This window comes from Streptomyces sp. NWU339, assembly GCF_003143855.1.
Classification (GTDB): Bacteria; Actinomycetota; Actinomycetes; order Streptomycetales; family Streptomycetaceae; genus Streptomyces.
Genome location: NZ_QFRK01000007.1, coordinates 174,189 through 189,774, shown reverse-complemented (window position 1 = coordinate 189,774; position 15,586 = coordinate 174,189). Strand labels below are relative to the sequence as shown.

Below are 15,586 nucleotides of genomic sequence, written 5' to 3'. Positions count from 1 at the left end.
GCCCGGTTTTCGTATGCTCAGCCCGTTCGGCTGTCCTTTATCCTCGCCCAGCGCGAGCACCGGGCGACGTCACCGTTCGTGCCGGACGAAGCGCACCGATTCCGTGAGCACGGCGGCGGCGGACTCCGTGTCGGCCAGCCGGGCCGACAGTGTGGCCTCAGCCAGGCGCGGTGGAAGGGCATCGCCGAACTTCAGACCACGTACCGCGCGTTCGTCGACGTCCGGCAGGCACAACCGGTCGATCACATCCTTCTTCACATCACTCCAGGTGTGCACGGTGACGTCCTCGCGCAGCCGGATCCAGCGGTCGTTGACGTGTTGTCCCGGCACGGCGACCGTGTCGAGAGTCGCGGCGAGTGTGGCGTTCGCACGGTGGCCCGCCCAGGTCCACCAGCGCATCTGTCCCTCCGTGTCCTGAACGATCAAGGTGCCCCCGGGATGTACCCGCTCCAGGTATTCCTCACGGGCCCGCCGCAGGACACTGGTCGCCCGCCCCGTCATCTTCACGGGCGGGTCCTCACCCAGCAGTACCCGGCGTTCCGCACGGGTGAGCTCGTAGGAGCCCGCCGAACCGAATCCGGGACTGCTCCACTTGGCCTTGCCTCCTCCGTCGACGGGTTCGACGAAGCAGCGCTTGCGCCGCCAGTCGATGTAGGTGACCTGCCAGCTCCGGCCGGCCAGCAGAAGCCGCCGCGGGCCGTCGACCCGTTCGGTGAGGAGGCTGGGGTCGGTCCGGCCGATCTCCGTACGCCCCTGTAGGACGGTGAACTGCGGGGGCGCGGTGAACACGGCGGTGAGGTTCATGAAGTGGCGGTGTCCGAAGCACCGTTCCGCCTCCGGGCCGATGAACAGCATGCCGCCGTCCCGGTCCAGGTACCCCTGGTCGACGAGGTGGCGCACGATCGGCTCGGCCGACGCGCCGAAGGGGCCGAGGCCGTTCCACCATTCCTGCCACAGGTGCTCGCCGACACGGTTCTCCTGCAGGCATAGGGCGAGGAGTTGCTGGGCGACGATATGCCGGGGTTCCGGTGGTGCCACGACGGGCTCTACCCATCCTTGCGACCACTTGAGCAGCAGTCCGGCCGCTCCCAGCAGGCCTTCCTCGTCCAAGGCGAGGAAGAGGCAGTTGCGTGCGGTGCCCTCGCGTCGCCCGGAACGGCCGAGTCGTTGGAGGAAGGAGGCCACCGAGGCGGGGGCGTCGATCTGGATGACCCGGTCCAGGTCACCGACGTCGATGCCGAGTTCCAGCGTGCTGGTGGAGACGATCACGCAGTCGCGGGCCTCGGCGAAGGCCGCCTCGGCGCGCCGACGCTCGTCGAGGGAGAGGGAGGCGTGCGAGAGGAAGGTGGTGACGCCCTTCGCCAGGAGCTTCTCCCCGAGTTCCTCCACGTATCGCCGTGACTCGCAGAAGACGAGGCGCTTCTCGCCACGGTGCAGTGCGGCGATGACGGTGGCCGCGTTGTCGAGCGAGCCGACGTAGTCGAGTTGGACGTCTCCCGGTGGGACGGCGGCTGATCCACCGGTTGCTGCGGAGGGAGACGTGACCGCGGGTGCTGTGGGCGGGGACTCGGTGAGGTGGGGGGCAATCACCTGTCCCGGCCGCTTACTCGCGCCTGAACCCTGCAGCCAGGTGAGCAATGCGTCGGGATTGCCGACGGTCGCCGAGAGGCCGACGCGTTGCACCGGTCGGCCCACCACCCGTTGCAGGCGTTCCAATACGGCGAGGAGGTGCCATCCCCGGTCGTCACCGGCGAAGGCGTGCACCTCGTCCACCACGACGGCCCGCAGCCCCGAGAAAAACGAGGTGTGGTCGACGTTGGCGCTCACCAGCATCGCTTCGAGCGATTCCGGCGTGGTGAGCAGGACGTCGGGGCGTGCGGCGAGGATCCGTTTGCGGACACCGGCCGTGGTGTCTCCGTGCCACAGGGCCGCGGTGCGGCCCAGCCAGGAGGCGTAGGTCTCCCACCGCGGCAGCAGGTTGTTGAGCAGAGCCTTCAGCGGGCAGACGTAGAGGACGGACGTGCCGCTCCACCGCTCCCCCGTCATCCGGGTCAGCAGGGGAAAGGCGGCTGCCTCGGTCTTACCGCCCGCGGTGGGAGCGAGCAGGACAGCGTCGTCCCCGCAGACCAGAGGGGTGACGGCTGCTTCCTGGAGCGGGCGCAGGCTCCGCCACCCCAGGGTGTTGACGATGTGGTGGATGAGTGCCGGGTCCAGGTCCCCGGCACTCACGGCAGCTCCAGTTCGACGGCGCCGGCGTCCCCGGACGCGGCCGCGTTGCGTTCGGTCTCGGTGAGCTCGGACGAGGTGATGGTGAGCGCGTAGTGCGTGCGGGGGTCGAAGTCCTCGAACTCGTCGACACGGTCGAGGACGTCGGCCACCAGCTTGCGCAGGAACACGCGGGGCGCGACGCCGACCTTGCCGCCGAGTCCGCCGGTGACGGCTCTGGCCAGCTCCGTCAGATACGCGTCGTCGACCCGCTCGGTCACCCGCTCGGGATGGCGTGCGATCCGGGCATACAGGTCCCGCACGGTACGGCCGAGCTCGCCGAGCTGAGGCAGGTCGAATCCCGGGAGCCGGAGCTGGACGGCGCGCGGGGAGTCGAAGCGCGGGTCAGTCGTGAAGTCGGTGGCCAGTCGTTGTGCGAGCGGAGGCAGCCGCTGCGCACCCTGTTGTCCGTCGTAGAACGCCGGGGTCCCCGTGATGACGAGGAAGAGCCCCGGGAACCGGCCCGCGTCGATCTCGTCCAGCAGCTGCCTCAGCGCGTTGAGGCCCTTCTCCCGGACGTCACCTCGTACCCGTTGCAGGGTCTCGATCTCGTCGAGGACGAGGAGGAGGCCAGGGTGGCCGCAGTCGCGCAGCACGGTGAGCAGCCCCTGCAGGAAGCCGAGGGCCGCAAAGTGGTCAAGGTCCCCTCGGACTCCGGCGCTGCGGCGGGCGGAGGCTGCGACCGACTTCTGGCCGCCGAGCCAGGCGATGAGTGCTTCCGCCGTCGCCCCGTCTCCGGCGGCGACGGCCCGCCGGTAGCCGCGCAGTGCGGCGGCGAAGGCGGGGGTGGTCCTGGCGACGTCGGCGAGTCTGCGTTCCATGAGCACGTCGACGGCCGCGGCGAGTGCCGCCTCGTCCTCCTCGTCCGTCTCCCCGGCGTCGAGGACCTCTTCCTCCAGTGTGTAGAACCACGAGTCGACGACCGCGCGCAGTGCGCTGGGCTGGTGGGTGGCGGTCGTCAGGCGCTCGGTGAGCCTGCGGTAGACCGTCTCCAGCCGGTGCAGCGGGGTCTCGGTCTCGGAGATCTGGACTTCCGCCGTGGCCAGTCCGGCGCGTTTGGCGCGCTCGGCGAGCCACCGCGCGAAGAACGTCTTCCCGGAGCCGTACTCGCCGCGGATGGCGTGGAACGCCGCTCCGCCCCGTGCCGTTGCCGCCAGGTCGTCGTCGAGCGCGGTCTCGAACCGGTCCAGGCCGACGGCGAGCAGGTCCAGCCCGGCCTGCGGTACGGTGCCGCGCCGCAGCGCGTCCACGACCTCCCGCATGCGGACGGGGCTGGCCGGGGCCGCCGCGCTCATGACGTCTCCTTCCTCGGCGACCCGGCCCTCGCTTCGTCGGGCAGGAACTGGTCCCGGAGCAGGGCGACGTCGAGCTTGACCGCGTGACCGGCGTCGACGAAGCCGAGTACCGGGTACCCCTCGACGTTGAGCAGGCGCTGCACGGTGGCGACGAAGCCCTCGATGTTGCGCCGCACCCGGCCGGTCGCCGAGATGGCGGCGGCCAGGGCGGCGGGCGACATGGTGCCCCCGGCGGCGGCGAGCGCGTCGATGACGGCGGCGACGACCTTGCCCTCCGGGGCCTTGCGCACGTACTCCTTCTGCGCCTCGTACACCTCGCTCGCCACCACGCGCCCGCCGAGGGTCGCGGGAGCAGGCGTGGTCTCCGGTGCCGCTTCGGGCATCACCACGTCGTCGGTGCCGAACAGTTCCTCGTCCTGCCGACGTGTCGGCTTCGCGGGTTTCCGCACCGGCTGCGCGGCGCTCTCCGTCCGGGATTCCGGCACCTCGACGGGGGGCGCGGCGGTGGCCTTCCACCAGGAGGGCGTGGCCTGTTCGCGGGGCAGCGGTTCCCAGTCGCGCGGAGCGAGTTCCTTCGGGGGGAGGAGGACGAGGACCGGGACGGTGATCTCGGCGAGGGAGGCCCCGCCGTGGTAGCCGGCCCGGCGGGCGGCGTACCGGATGTCCTCGTGCCAGGGAACGGTGATGGTGCCGCCGCCTTCGAGGACGCGCGGTCCGCTCAGCACGACCTCGCCGTCGCCGGCGTCGGCGTCCGGCCGCCAGCGTGCCGAGCCGCCGCCGTCCGCAGCCGGGGTGACCCGGCCTCGGCCACGGTCGATGACGTGTCCGTGGTCGGCGACGAGGACGACGGGGCGCGCGTAGCTGCGGGCGGCGGCCAGCAGTTCCCGCAGGTAGGTGATGTCGCCGAGGGACCACACGGTGCGCTGTCCCTGCTGGCCGGAGTCGAGCGCGTCGTCGATGGTGTTGAGGACGACGCCGACGACCGCGTCGGAGGCGAGCGCGGAGGTGAGTTCCTGGGCGAGGAAGTGGCCCGCGTCTCCCCCTATCGACGCCTTGTGGAAGAGGACCGCGTCCTTGCGCCGCTTCTTCCAGAAGGTCGCGAACCCGGAGGCCTCGACGGACTGTCCTCCCTGGGTGGCCGTGCCGCTGAGCAGGGACGCCCGGCTCGTGCGGGTGATCGAGGGCAGCGCGGAGACGGCTGCGAGGCGGGTGCGCCGTGCTCCTTCGCCGGGCCGGGGCACGATCTCCTGCCAGCCTTCCCGTTCGGCTTCCTCCCCCAGTTGCGCGGCGACGGCGCTGCTCATCCCGTCGAGCACGATCACCAGAGGCGCTCCGCCCGTCGTCAGGGGGCGCACGACGGTGTCGAGGACGTTCTCGACGACCAGGCAGCCGCCCGGCTGCTGGGCGGTGGCGTTCGGGGTCCAGCCGAGCAGGTGCCGGGCGAACTGCTCGTCGAGGCGTTCACGCTGGGCCCGTCCGTCCTCGTAGAGGTCGCGCAGGCTCCGTGCGACAGCCGGGTCACCTCCGGGGTCGCCGGCCCAGAGGACGGACAGCGCCCGGTCCACCCACCCCCACTCGGCGACGTGGTCGCGCACGCCGGTGGCCACGGAGGTGACGGCGGGCGGCCCCTGACGCAACCACCGTGCGAGACGCACGGCCATCTCGGCGACGCGCACCCGGTCGGGGAAGAGTCCGGCCAAGGCGTGCCCGGTCAGCTCGGCCAGGGCGCTCTCGCCTTGCGCGGGGGACCTGCGGGCGCCCTCGACGACAGCGGCGAGCTGGGCGGCGAAGCTGGACAGGAGGAAACGGCTGTTGTCGAGTCCTGCGGTGAGACCGGCGTCCCGGGCCAGATCGTCGGCGCGCTGCAGTACGGCGAACACCTTGTGACGCGCGTCAACCGAACCCGCGGCCTCCCCTATCCAGCGCAGGAGGGTGCCCTCCACCGCGTCGGTGAAGGCGCCGATCTCGCCCCGGCGTGGTCCGGCCTTGCCGAACAGTCCGCCGACGGCGAGGGCCACGTCGGGGTCGGCGGCGGGGTCGCGCAGCGCGGCACCGAGCAGGCCGAGCGCCATCGCGTCGTGTCCCCGTCCGATCTCGGCGAGGGTGAGCAGAACGGGGACGGCGGGCCCGGCGACCTCACCGAGCCACCTCTTCAGCTCCGCGCGTTCGGTGTCGCCGAGTTCGGCGAAACGGCGCGGCCCGGCGGGAGTGCGCGACCAGGCGAGCAGCACGTCCGCGTCCACGGCGGCCTCCGCCGGGGCGTGGGGCGAGATGTCCGGGTGGTCGAGTCCGAGGCGCTCGACGACCAGGGCGCGCAGGGCGGCGTCCCGGGTGAGGGTGCCCGCGGTGCGCGGCCATCCCCGTCCGGCGGGTTCGGCGTCGACGAGGGCCTGGAGCAGCCAGTCCTCGCGGTACATGCGCACGTCGAGTCCGGTGGCCCCGAACCGCTGCGTCACGATCTCGGCCTTCTCGACGTTGAGCGTGCGCCGGTGCACCGCGTGTCCGCGCACGTCCCAGCCGAGCTGGTCGTCGTCGACGCCGGTGGTGACCACCAGCAGGTCGCCGGGGGCGGCCTCGTCGCGGTGGCTGTGCCAGGCGGCCAGGATGCCGAGGACGGAGGACTCGTCGCGCACCGTGACGCGGCGGGTCCGCTCACCGACCTCGGCGGTGAAGGTGGTGGCCGAGCCGGCCGCGTACTGGCCGTGGACCAGCATCAGGCTGTGCTCGGCCAGCTTCTTGGCGTGCCGGTCCAGGAGTGCCTCGACGGTGCGCCGTCCCACCTGTGGCAGGAGCGCCATCAGCGTTCGGTCTCCTTCTCGTCCCGGTCGGTGTCGCCGGTCTCGCCGTGGGCGTCCTCGACCACCTGCCAGGTGACCTGGACGCGGGCTCCGGGGTGCGCGGTGAGGAAGCGGCGGATGTCGGCGCTGAGCCCGTCGACGGTCGCCGCGAGCGTGCTCTCCAGCTGGGTGGGTTCGACGACGTACGCGCCGGGGCGGCGGGCGGACTCGGCCGCGTAGCCCACGCGCGGGTCCCGCGGAGCCGGTCCGGAACGCGGGCGGTCCCGGTCCGGCTCGGCGGGGACGGCGGCGGGAGCCACGGGCACCGGGGGTGTGCCGTGCTCGGTGAGGCGTACGTCTTCCGCGGTCGGCTCGGCGGGCTGTACGGGTTCCACCGGCCGGGCCGCCTGGGCGAGCCGGGTGGCCTCCCGCATGAGGGCCACTGCCGACTCCTGCAGCGAGTCCAGTACCGGGACGAGCGATTCGTCCTCCTCGTGGGCGTTGGCCGCCCGGCGGACGGTGTCCAGCAGCCGCTGTGCCCGGTCGCCGACGCCGTCGTCCCGGCCCGCGAGTTCGCGGACCATGTCCAGGTCGGACCAGCGGCCGTCGCGCTGGGCCCGCAGCACCTGCAGCACCTCGGGGGCCTGCTTGAGAGCAGCACCGATCTGGCGGTCCGTCACCTCGTAGGCGGCTTCGGCGAGTTCCCGCGTGAGACTGGTGGCGTCGGTGGTGCGCAGCAGGCGGGCGATCAGGTCGGCGGCGGCCTTCGTGGACTTCAGCCGCGGCGCGTCCACGCCGCCGGCTCCTTCCAGACCGAGTCGTACGGCGTTGTCCTGGAGCAGTGTCCGGGTCTCCCCCACGGCGGTGCGGTGCTCTTCGGCGACGGTGCGCACCTGCGCGGCGAGCCGCGAGACGTTCCTGGCGAAGAGCACCGGCGACACGCTCTGTCCGAAGACCGCCCCTGCGCGCCGCAGTGCGGTGGCGAAGGTGTCCTCGTCGGGGAGGGGGACGGCCCGCAGTCCGTATCCGGGGACTATGCGGTCGAGTTCGGGGGCCTGCGGAACGACCTGGGTCTGGTAGATCCAGGTGCGGTCGTCGAGCAGCGCGTAGGTCGCGATGATCAGGTTGCCCACGTTGCGGTCGAGGCCCTCGTAGCCGAGCTCGGTGATCCAGTCGCGGATCGTCTCGACAGCGAGGTCGTCGCCGGTGTCGGGGTTCTCGGCGGCCTTCTTGTTGATGCGCAGCCGCCAGTCGTTGCTGACGTTGAGCGGTCCGTCGTGGACCTCGCCGAGGCCGAGCGCGTGCACGATCTTCCTGACGACGGGCAGCGGGTGGCTGTCCACGACGACCCGTCGGGAGCCGTCCTCCATCGCCCGGGCGATCCACTCCATGGTGGTCTTGAGTTCGCGCACGGTGATGGCCTTGCGCGTCAGCCGCGGGTCGAAGTCGGGGTGCTTGGGGTAGCGGGCGGCGAACATGCCGTCGGCGAGCAGCAGCAGGTTCTGTTCGAAGCCGACCGACGGCTCGGGGCGGGTGCGGGTGAAGCCCGGTAGCAGGGAGACCAGGTGCTGGCCGTCGGGGACGGTCGCTCCGACGGTCTCCGGCTCGGCGTGGTTGATCCCGTAGAGCTGGAGCAGTGCTTCGGTGAGGTGGCCGCTGATGTTGTCGCGGGACGCCTTGAGCTGGTTGCGGATCTGTGTCCGCTCCTCGGCGGGGCGGGTGGCGGTGTGCTCTTCGAGCCGGTCGCGCTCCAGCAGGTAGTTGATCTTCAGCAGGCGGCCGAGCTGCCGGGAGGTCTGTTCGGAGAAGAAGTCGGCCAGCCAGACGAGCGTGGGCTCGGTGCGGCCCGCTCCCCGGAGCCGTTTGACGCGCTGGAGGTCGTCGATGGGGCCGTGGTCGCCGTCGTCGAAGGGGTAGTCGAAGACGATGCGGAGGTTCCCGGCCTGCTGGGGTGCGAACTCGTCGTCGGGCAGGTGGGGGTCGCGCACGTTGCCGAAGACGAACTCGACGGTCCGCTTGGTGCCGCGCCAGACGACGTCCCGTTCGCAGACGAAGGGCTGGGTGTCCTGGATGCCCAGCTCGCGCCAGAGCTGGTCCTTGATCCACTGCCGTCGGTAGCCGAGCTGGTCGGCGACACCCTGCACCTCTTCGAGGAGCGGTTCGACGTCGATGTCGGAGAGGTGCAGGTGGAAGACGGGGTCGGTCCTGTCCCCCTCGCTGCGCAGCTCGCTGTCGAAGGAGACCTGCAGCTCCCGCAGCCGCTTGGCGGCGACGGAGCCGGCGTCCCCGACCCGGGTCCGGATCGAACCGTGGTTGAGGGCGGCGAGCCGGGTGCCGGTCAGCCGGGTCAGGGCGGGCACGTTGGGTGCGAGCGCGGCCAGCAGCAGGGTCTTGACGAGCCGTTCGTCGGCCTGGAACCGCTTGTCGTCGGGGGTCTTGTACTTGCGCAGCAGTTCCTCGCGCACCCGTCCGTGGAAGTCGTCCGCGGTCTCGGCGTCCTTGCGCAGCCGGGGGGTGAACGCGGCGCCGGAGCGGTGGGCGATGACGTCCCACAGGTCGCCGAGCGGGATGAGTTCGCCGAGCTTCAGGTCGTCGCGGCGGCGGCGCAGCAGCTCCTGGACGAGTTTGAGGCCGGTGCGCTCGCGCTGGAGGGCGCCCGAGAGGTCGACGAGGACGTTGAGGAGCGCCGGGGAGAGCGGGTACAGCTCCCGGAAGTCGTCCCAGGAGGCCTCGGTGCGGCCCTGCGCGTCCAGGAGGATCTGCCGGACCTCGTCGTTGGAGGACTCCACCAGTTTGAAGGCGTCGTCGCGCACGGACTCCATGCCGGGCTTCGGGGCGAGCACGCGGTGCTTGATGATCTCGACGAGGTTGCTGTCCTCGAGGTCGACGACGTTGAACCGCTCGGCCAGGTACTCGATCTGGGCTTCGAGGTTGGTCACGTCGGCGCCGACGACGTCCGAGCCGATCAGCTGGGACAGGTCGCGCTGGCGGGAGATGAACGACACGATCGGCACCGGCCGGCCGCTGTCCCCCGACTCGATCAGCTTGACCAGCCGCTGCACCTGGTCGCGTACGAAGTCCTGGTTGCCCATCTTCGCCTGGAGCCACAGGACGAGTTCGTCGAGGAAGAGGACGACTCCGGTGTACCCCAGGGACTGGGCGTGCCGGGAGATGACCTTGAGGCCGTTCTCCAGCGGCAGGAACGCGCTGGCCTCGCCGCGCATGCCCTGCGCGTAGGCGGCCATGGGACCGCTGAGCAGGGCGGAGACCAGCCGCTCGCGGTAGGGGTCGTCAGGCGCGCCGGCGAAGGCCCGGTCGAAGTCGGCGCCGGTCCACGTCCCGGCGGGCAGCGCCACGGCCTCGCCGTCGATCATCGGCATGTCGTCCGGGTCGGCTTCCACGGGCGCGGCTGCGCTCGGGGTGAGGGCCGCGGCCCCCTTGCCGAGCCACTGCAGGAACTTGGCGTCGTCGCCGAGGAACTCGCGCTGGTTGCGGGCGTCGGCCAACAGGGCGTCGGCCCGGTAGACGGGGGGCAGCGGCTTGTCGGGGTGCAGTTCGCGCACCGTGTGCACGTAGCCGCCGAGGAGAGCGGAGTCGAGGTCGGCAGAGCCGACGAGGTGGTACGGCACCATCAGGAACCTGCTCCGCCGCAGCCACTCGTCGTGCGGCGCGACCACCTCCACCAGCCGGGACTTGGTGCGGACGGCCGGGTGGTTGTTGAGCACGGCGTGCAGCACGGTCAGGAAGTGACTCTTGCCGGAGCCGAAGGAACCGTGCAGGTAGGCGGCTTCCGAGTTGCCCGACCTGACGCAGGCCGCCACGAGGTCCAGGGCCTGCCGAAAGGCCTCCTGGAGCTGCTCGGTGACCACGTACTCGGCCACCCGGGCGTCGGTCTCGCTGAAACCCTGCGAAAGCTCGATCTTGAAGTCGCCGGCGTGGACGTCTTCCTTGATCTCGATGACGTCCTTCAGCAGGAACTCGCTCGTGGGCATCAGGCGGTCGTTCCTTCTCTCGGCTCATGGCTCGGCTGCACGGCTCGCGCACTTCTCGACGCGTTCCCATCCTGCCAGGTGGCACCGACACGTATGTCCGTCGGTGCGGAATCCTCCGTACCACATGGTGCCCGCGGGATCACCTTGGGTGTGCGCCGGGCAGAGTCCGTGCGGTAGCTGCGCCCTGGACGACGGGGCGATATCCACCTCCGCACAGTGCACGGATTGCCCGGGCTGGGGCGTGCTCGGGTCGGCGACGTGCCAGGGGTGCGTGGAGTGGTGGAAGAAGCATGCCGAGCAAGGGCTGTGTAGACGACCTCCACAAGCGAACCGTGCGCGGGATTGGCTATGCTCTCCGGCTTCCGAGTGCTGGAGGATGCAGTGAGCGATCGCCCTGTCCACACGGTTGAGGTACCCCTCCGCGACGGTGGCGAGGAAACAATACGGGTGCAGATCCGCGAAGTGGACGAATCCCTGGTGCGGGTGGGTCGCGGTGGCCGTTCCGTGGCGCGGGCCCAGAGATCGTTCGGCGAGATGCTGGACACCGTGCGGCCTGTCGCGGAGAGCTTCGTCGGACGGTTCCGGGGACTGACCAACGCGCCTGATGAAATCACTCTGGAGTTCGGGGTGTCCCTGTCGGCCGAGGCCGACGTGGTCATCGCGAGCACCGCCACCGCGGCGAACTTTTCCGTGACCCTCACATGGAACAGGAGTGACGATCCTGGAACGACGGTCAATAATCCGTGAGGAGTTGAGCCCGTAGGGATTGTCGGGCCGTGGCGAGACGGGGGCCGTATGACGGGGGCGGAGCCGCAGGAGCCTGACGAGGCGCTGGTCTCGTCGGTCGTCCGGATCAAGGGACAGAACGGTGAGCCCGTGGGCGCGGGCTTCCTCCTGGCACCGGACGTGGTGCTGACCTGCGCCCATGTGGTGGCGTACGCCTCGGGAGAGGAAGACGGCACGGCGAAGGTGGCGGCCGGAACCCAGGTGACGCTGGACATGCCGTTGGACGCGGACCTGGCGGGGCAGTCCTGGACCGCCGAGGTCGAGCACTACGTCGAGGAGCAGGACGACAGCACCGGAGACGTCGCGGTCCTGCGCGTACAGGGCACCGTACCTGGTGGCCGTCCGTTGGCCCTGGCCGAGCCCGCGACCGCCTGGGACAAGAGAGTCGGCATCGTCGGATTCACGGGGCCCCGGCCGGGCGGAACCTGGTACTGGGGAGTCCTGGGCGGGCCGACGGAGGAGGGCTGGCGACAACTCTCCCGGACCGATGAGACCAGGCCCCACATCGAGGAGGGTTTCAGCGGCAGCCCGGTCTGGGATTCCCGTGGCCGTACGGTCGTGGGTCTCGTCGCGCAGAGCCAGCGGGGGGGCAGTGAGACCCAGCAGACGTTCGTGATCCGCGCGAGCACGGTACTGAGGCTCATCCCCGAGCTCGAGAAGATCGTGGAACCGCCGTCGCCCTTCCGGAGCCTCAAGACCTTCCAGGAGGGCGACGCGGGCGTCTACTTCGGCCGTGACGACGACAAGGCGAAGGTGACCGGCGCTCTGCTGGCCGGGCGTCCGAGCGTCACCGTGTACGGGCCGTCGGGCTCGGGCAAGTCGTCGCTCGCACTGGCCGGTGTGGTGCCGGAGATGCGTGAAAAGGGATACGACATCGTGGTGGTGGACGCCGGACCGGTCTCCTCGCCGCTGGCCGCGCTCGCCACCGAGCTGTACGAGGCCTACCGCACTCGGCGGCACGGGGCGCGAAATGCCGGTGAAGTGCAGGAGTGGCTCACGGAGCTGGGGCTCGTGGACACCCTTCATCGCCTCCGCGGCAAGTCGGGCGGCAAGCTCCTCGTCGTACTCGACCAGGCCGAAGCGCTGCTCGCCGACACGGACACCGAGGTCGCCCGGGTGGTCGATGTGCTCTTCCCGGAGATCCGGCCGGTCGGCGCGCCCGGCGTCCTGGTCACCCTCCGGGCCGACTTCATCGACGCCGCCCTCAGACACCCGAGCCTCGGTCCCGCGCTGCATCGCGGAGACACCCTGCCGCTGACGCCGATGTCCCGCAAGCAGCTCACGGACGTGATGACCAAGCCGCTGGAGAATCTCCCGGGCGTGGCCGTGACCTACGAACCGGGCCTCGTCGAACGGATCCTGGACGACGCCGGCAGCGAAGCGGGGACACTGCCGCTCCTCGGCTTCGTCCTGGAAAAGCTGTGGGAGGGCAAGGAGGGCGGTCGGCTCCGGACGGCGACGTACGAGGAGGCCGGTGGCGTCTCCGGCGCGCTGGCAGGCCATGCCACGCGGGCCTGGGACAAGTGCGTCACGGACGAGGAGAAGCAGAAGGGCGGCGAGGCAAGTCGGCTGCTCACCGGGCTCGTCCGGGTGCTGCCCGACGACAGCCCGCACCCGCTGCGCCGCAGACTCACCCGGCAGGAGGCGGGTGACGAGCGGTGGGACATCGCGGTCCGGCTCGCCGGCACCGAGCACCGACTGCTCGTCATCCACGGGGGGCGGGGAGAACCGGAGTCCGTCGAGCTGGCCCATGAAGCGCTGGTCACCGAATGGCCGGCCCTGCAGGAGCAGGTGCGGTCCGACAGCGAGTTCCTGGCCGCGCGGTGGGAACTCGCCCATGAGCTCAAGCGATGGACCGACGGGGACAAGGCGGCGGGACTGCTGCCCGCTGGTCTCCACCTGGCCAGTTTAGAAAGGCATTTGAAGAGCAGGGAGAAAGAGCTCGACGCGGAAGAACGGAATTTCCTCAAACTCGCGCAGCAGCGACGCCGCGCGCGACGGAACCGGCTGCGCGCCGCGTGGATCGCGGTCGCCGTGGTGATCGCGCTGGTCGTCGGGCTCGGCACGTTCCTCGTCTACCAGGGGAAGGTCAGCGAACAGCGGGACGCAGAGGCACGCTCCCGGGCGATGGCCGTCCTCGCAGGCCAACTGGACAGGAGTGATCCGGGGCAGGCCTCGCTCGTCGCCATGGCGGCGTACGAGATCGCGCCCACGCAGGAGGCCCGCAACGCCGTGCTGCGCGGATACGACCGGTTCAAGCGTGCCGACTGGGTACTCAGCGGCGCCGAAGGGAAGATCGTCGATACGGCGATGAGCACCGACGGCACGGTGACGCTGGTGACGACCCAGCTCGGACGTGCGTCACTGTTCGTCCGCAGAGCCGGGAAGAGCGTCATGAGTACACGGCTTCGTCTCAATGAGATGGCCTTCCGCCCCATGGTCAGCAGGGACGGGCGGCGGATCGCCTATACGTCGGGAGCGGGCGCATTGGTATGGCACGACCTCGATCCGGAGGCGGACAGTACGGCGGAACTGCTGGGGCCGGCGCACACGGTCCGTGACGGCGAGTTCAGGGACAGGGCTGAGGAACAGGGGTACCGCAGCGATGGGGTCCACACCGCGGACTTCTCCCCGGACGCCCGGCGAGTGGTCACGGTGGCAGCAGAGGGGCGGCTGCGGCTGTGGGATCTGGAGACCGGACGGCATGAGGAACTTCCCTCGCGGCTGCCCGCGTTCGAGGCCGTGTGGTTCGGACCCGATGGTGACACGCTTGTGGCCGCTCAGCGGCGCAACGCCGACAAGTCCAGCGACAAGTACGCGTTCGTGGCGGTGAACACCGGTACCGGCGGGATCCGCGAGCTGGCGACCGACGTGGAGACCTTCACTCCCCCCGCCAGCGTGCACATCGCCCCCGCGGTCAGTCTCTCGGGCGACGGTGGGGTGCTGGCCTGGTGCCGGAAGGAGCGTGGCAAGGACGGCTACAGCAACAGTGTCTACCGTTTCGTGCGTGTGGGAGACGGGCGGGTACTGAACCGCTACAGCACCGATTCGTTCAACTGCGGCGGTGTCTCTCTGAACGAGTCGGGGCAGCGTTTCGCGGTGTACGGCGGCGAGTGGTCGCTCGGTGACAATCGACGAGGCGGGGAAGAGAAGAAGGCGGCGGGGCCGAAGCCGGCCAACTTCGGCAACCGACTTCTCGGGGATTCGGCCCATCCCGTAGTGGCCACCTGGGACGAGACGACGGTGACGGGGCTGTCCCTGCAACCGGTCAGCGGCAGTGAGTTCAACATGGTCGCCAGCTACCCGAAACTGATCGACGACGGTCGCATCCAGGTGGCCCAGGTGACCCGGACCAGGGGCTACTCGGACCTCACCGCCGAAAAACTCGTGCTCTACGACGTGGTGACCGAAAAGGTGACGACCGTGGTGAAGCGGCCCACGGCGGATGCGCCCACGGACCCGGACCCCGCCCACGCGCTGACGGTGAACGAGGCCGAGACCCTGGTGGCCGACGTGGTGGGACGCAACAAGATCCTGATCCGGCGCCTTCCGTCCCTGCGCGAGGTCGCGGAGATCACCACGCTCATGCCCCCTGTCCGTCAGGACGGGAAGGCGGAGCCGCTGTCGCTCTTCTTCGCGGGAGAAAACGAACTGGTCACGCTGTCCGGCAGCCGGATCGAGCGATGGAACACCAGGGAAGGGCGACGGCTCTCAAACCCCGTGGACGCCCGTGGCCTCAAGCTCGTCAAGGAGAACCCAGCGCTGTACACCTCGGAGGAGAAGCCCCTCGACTCCGGCTTCGCGGTGAACAAGCGCCCCGAGCCGGGATACGTACAGATCATGGTCCAGGGTCACCCGACACTGCACGCCGTCGATCTGCGCACAGGCAAGGAGGACAAGGCGCTGCGTGTCAGCCTCGCGCCGGACAACGACCGTGCGTTTCTCGACAGCAGTGGGCGGTATGCGGCCGCGAAGACGAAGGGGGCCCTGCTGGAGCTGTGGTCGGTGCGGCCGGGGCGAGAGTCCCACAGAGTGGTGGGTCCGCTGGGGCCGTTGGGAGCGAACGACGTGTCCTGGGGGGACGGGTTCCAGCTCGGGTTCACCGGGCACGGGAACGAGTTCTTCGTGGCCAACGGGAACTCCGTGCGTTTCCAGCGGGCGGACGACCCCAGCCACTTCGACTCGTACGACTTCGCGGAGGACCAGCACTTCGTCGCCGCGAGCAGGGACGGCAAGACGTTGGTACGGGTGGTCGACGGCCGCGGGGACCTGATCCGCCTCGATCCCGACCTCTGGAAACGCCACCTGTGCGACGTCGTCGGCCGTGACCTCACTCAGGACGAACGCCGTGGGATGCCCGGCGGACTCCCGGACCGGATCTGCTCCTGAACACGGGCGACCAGTGGGCAGTCGGTGAAAGGGGACGAACCCCTTGGATGGCCGGGTCCAGGGGTTCGTCCGGGCGAAGACC

At 70.4% G+C, this 15,586-nt stretch carries 6 protein-coding genes; 2 read left to right on the top strand and 4 right to left on the bottom strand.

Translation table 11 applies throughout. The features are described from left to right. Window positions 1–69: 69 nt before the first annotated feature. Genes DIZ27_RS11270 through DIZ27_RS11255 form a run of 4 tightly spaced genes read right to left on the bottom strand, consistent with a single transcriptional unit; the run spans window position 70 to window position 10,329 of the window. Window positions 70–2,229 (bottom strand): DEAD/DEAH box helicase, encoded by a 2,160-nt coding sequence (locus DIZ27_RS11270; protein WP_109378209.1) that lies wholly within the window; start codon window positions 2,227–2,229, stop codon window positions 70–72. Further along, window positions 2,226–3,560, bottom strand: a complete 1,335-nt coding sequence (gene brxD / locus DIZ27_RS11265; protein ID WP_109378208.1) for a BREX system ATP-binding protein BrxD — start codon at window positions 3,558–3,560, stop codon at window positions 2,226–2,228. The genes DIZ27_RS11270 and brxD overlap by 4 nt, the downstream gene beginning before the upstream one ends. After that, on the bottom strand, window positions 3,557–6,358 hold the full coding sequence (gene pglZ / locus DIZ27_RS11260; RefSeq protein ID WP_109378207.1) for a BREX-2 system phosphatase PglZ: 2,802 nt from the start codon (window positions 6,356–6,358) through the stop codon (window positions 3,557–3,559). Before pglZ ends, brxD begins: the two co-directional genes overlap by 4 nt. After that, window positions 6,358–10,329 (bottom strand): PglY protein, encoded by a 3,972-nt coding sequence (locus tag DIZ27_RS11255; RefSeq protein WP_109378206.1) that lies wholly within the window; start codon window positions 10,327–10,329, stop codon window positions 6,358–6,360. The genes pglZ and DIZ27_RS11255 overlap by 1 nt, the downstream gene beginning before the upstream one ends. Before the next feature lie 447 nt (window positions 10,330–10,776). On the opposite strand from DIZ27_RS11255, the gene DIZ27_RS11250 reads away from it, so the two are divergent. Together DIZ27_RS11250 and DIZ27_RS11245 are read left to right on the top strand one after the other, a co-directional pair. Next, on the top strand, window positions 10,777–11,076 hold the full coding sequence (locus DIZ27_RS11250; RefSeq protein WP_375231954.1) for a CU044_2847 family protein: 300 nt from the start codon (window positions 10,777–10,779) through the stop codon (window positions 11,074–11,076). Between the two features lie 48 nt (window positions 11,077–11,124). Next, on the top strand, window positions 11,125–15,504 hold the full coding sequence (locus DIZ27_RS11245) for a trypsin-like peptidase domain-containing protein (protein ID WP_109378205.1): 4,380 nt from the start codon (window positions 11,125–11,127) through the stop codon (window positions 15,502–15,504). Window positions 15,505–15,586: the final 82 nt, after the last annotated feature.

Coding starts and splice junctions, on each gene's coding strand:
- DIZ27_RS11255 (WP_109378206.1), bottom strand. CDS start 10,329: ATGCCCACGAGCGAGTTCCTGCTGAAGGACGTCATCGAGATCAAGGAA.
- DIZ27_RS11245 (WP_109378205.1), top strand. CDS start 11,125: ATGACGGGGGCGGAGCCGCAGGAGCCTGACGAGGCGCTGGTCTCGTCG.
- brxD (WP_109378208.1), bottom strand. CDS start 3,560: ATGAGCGCGGCGGCCCCGGCCAGCCCCGTCCGCATGCGGGAGGTCGTG.
- pglZ (WP_109378207.1), bottom strand. CDS start 6,358: ATGGCGCTCCTGCCACAGGTGGGACGGCGCACCGTCGAGGCACTCCTG.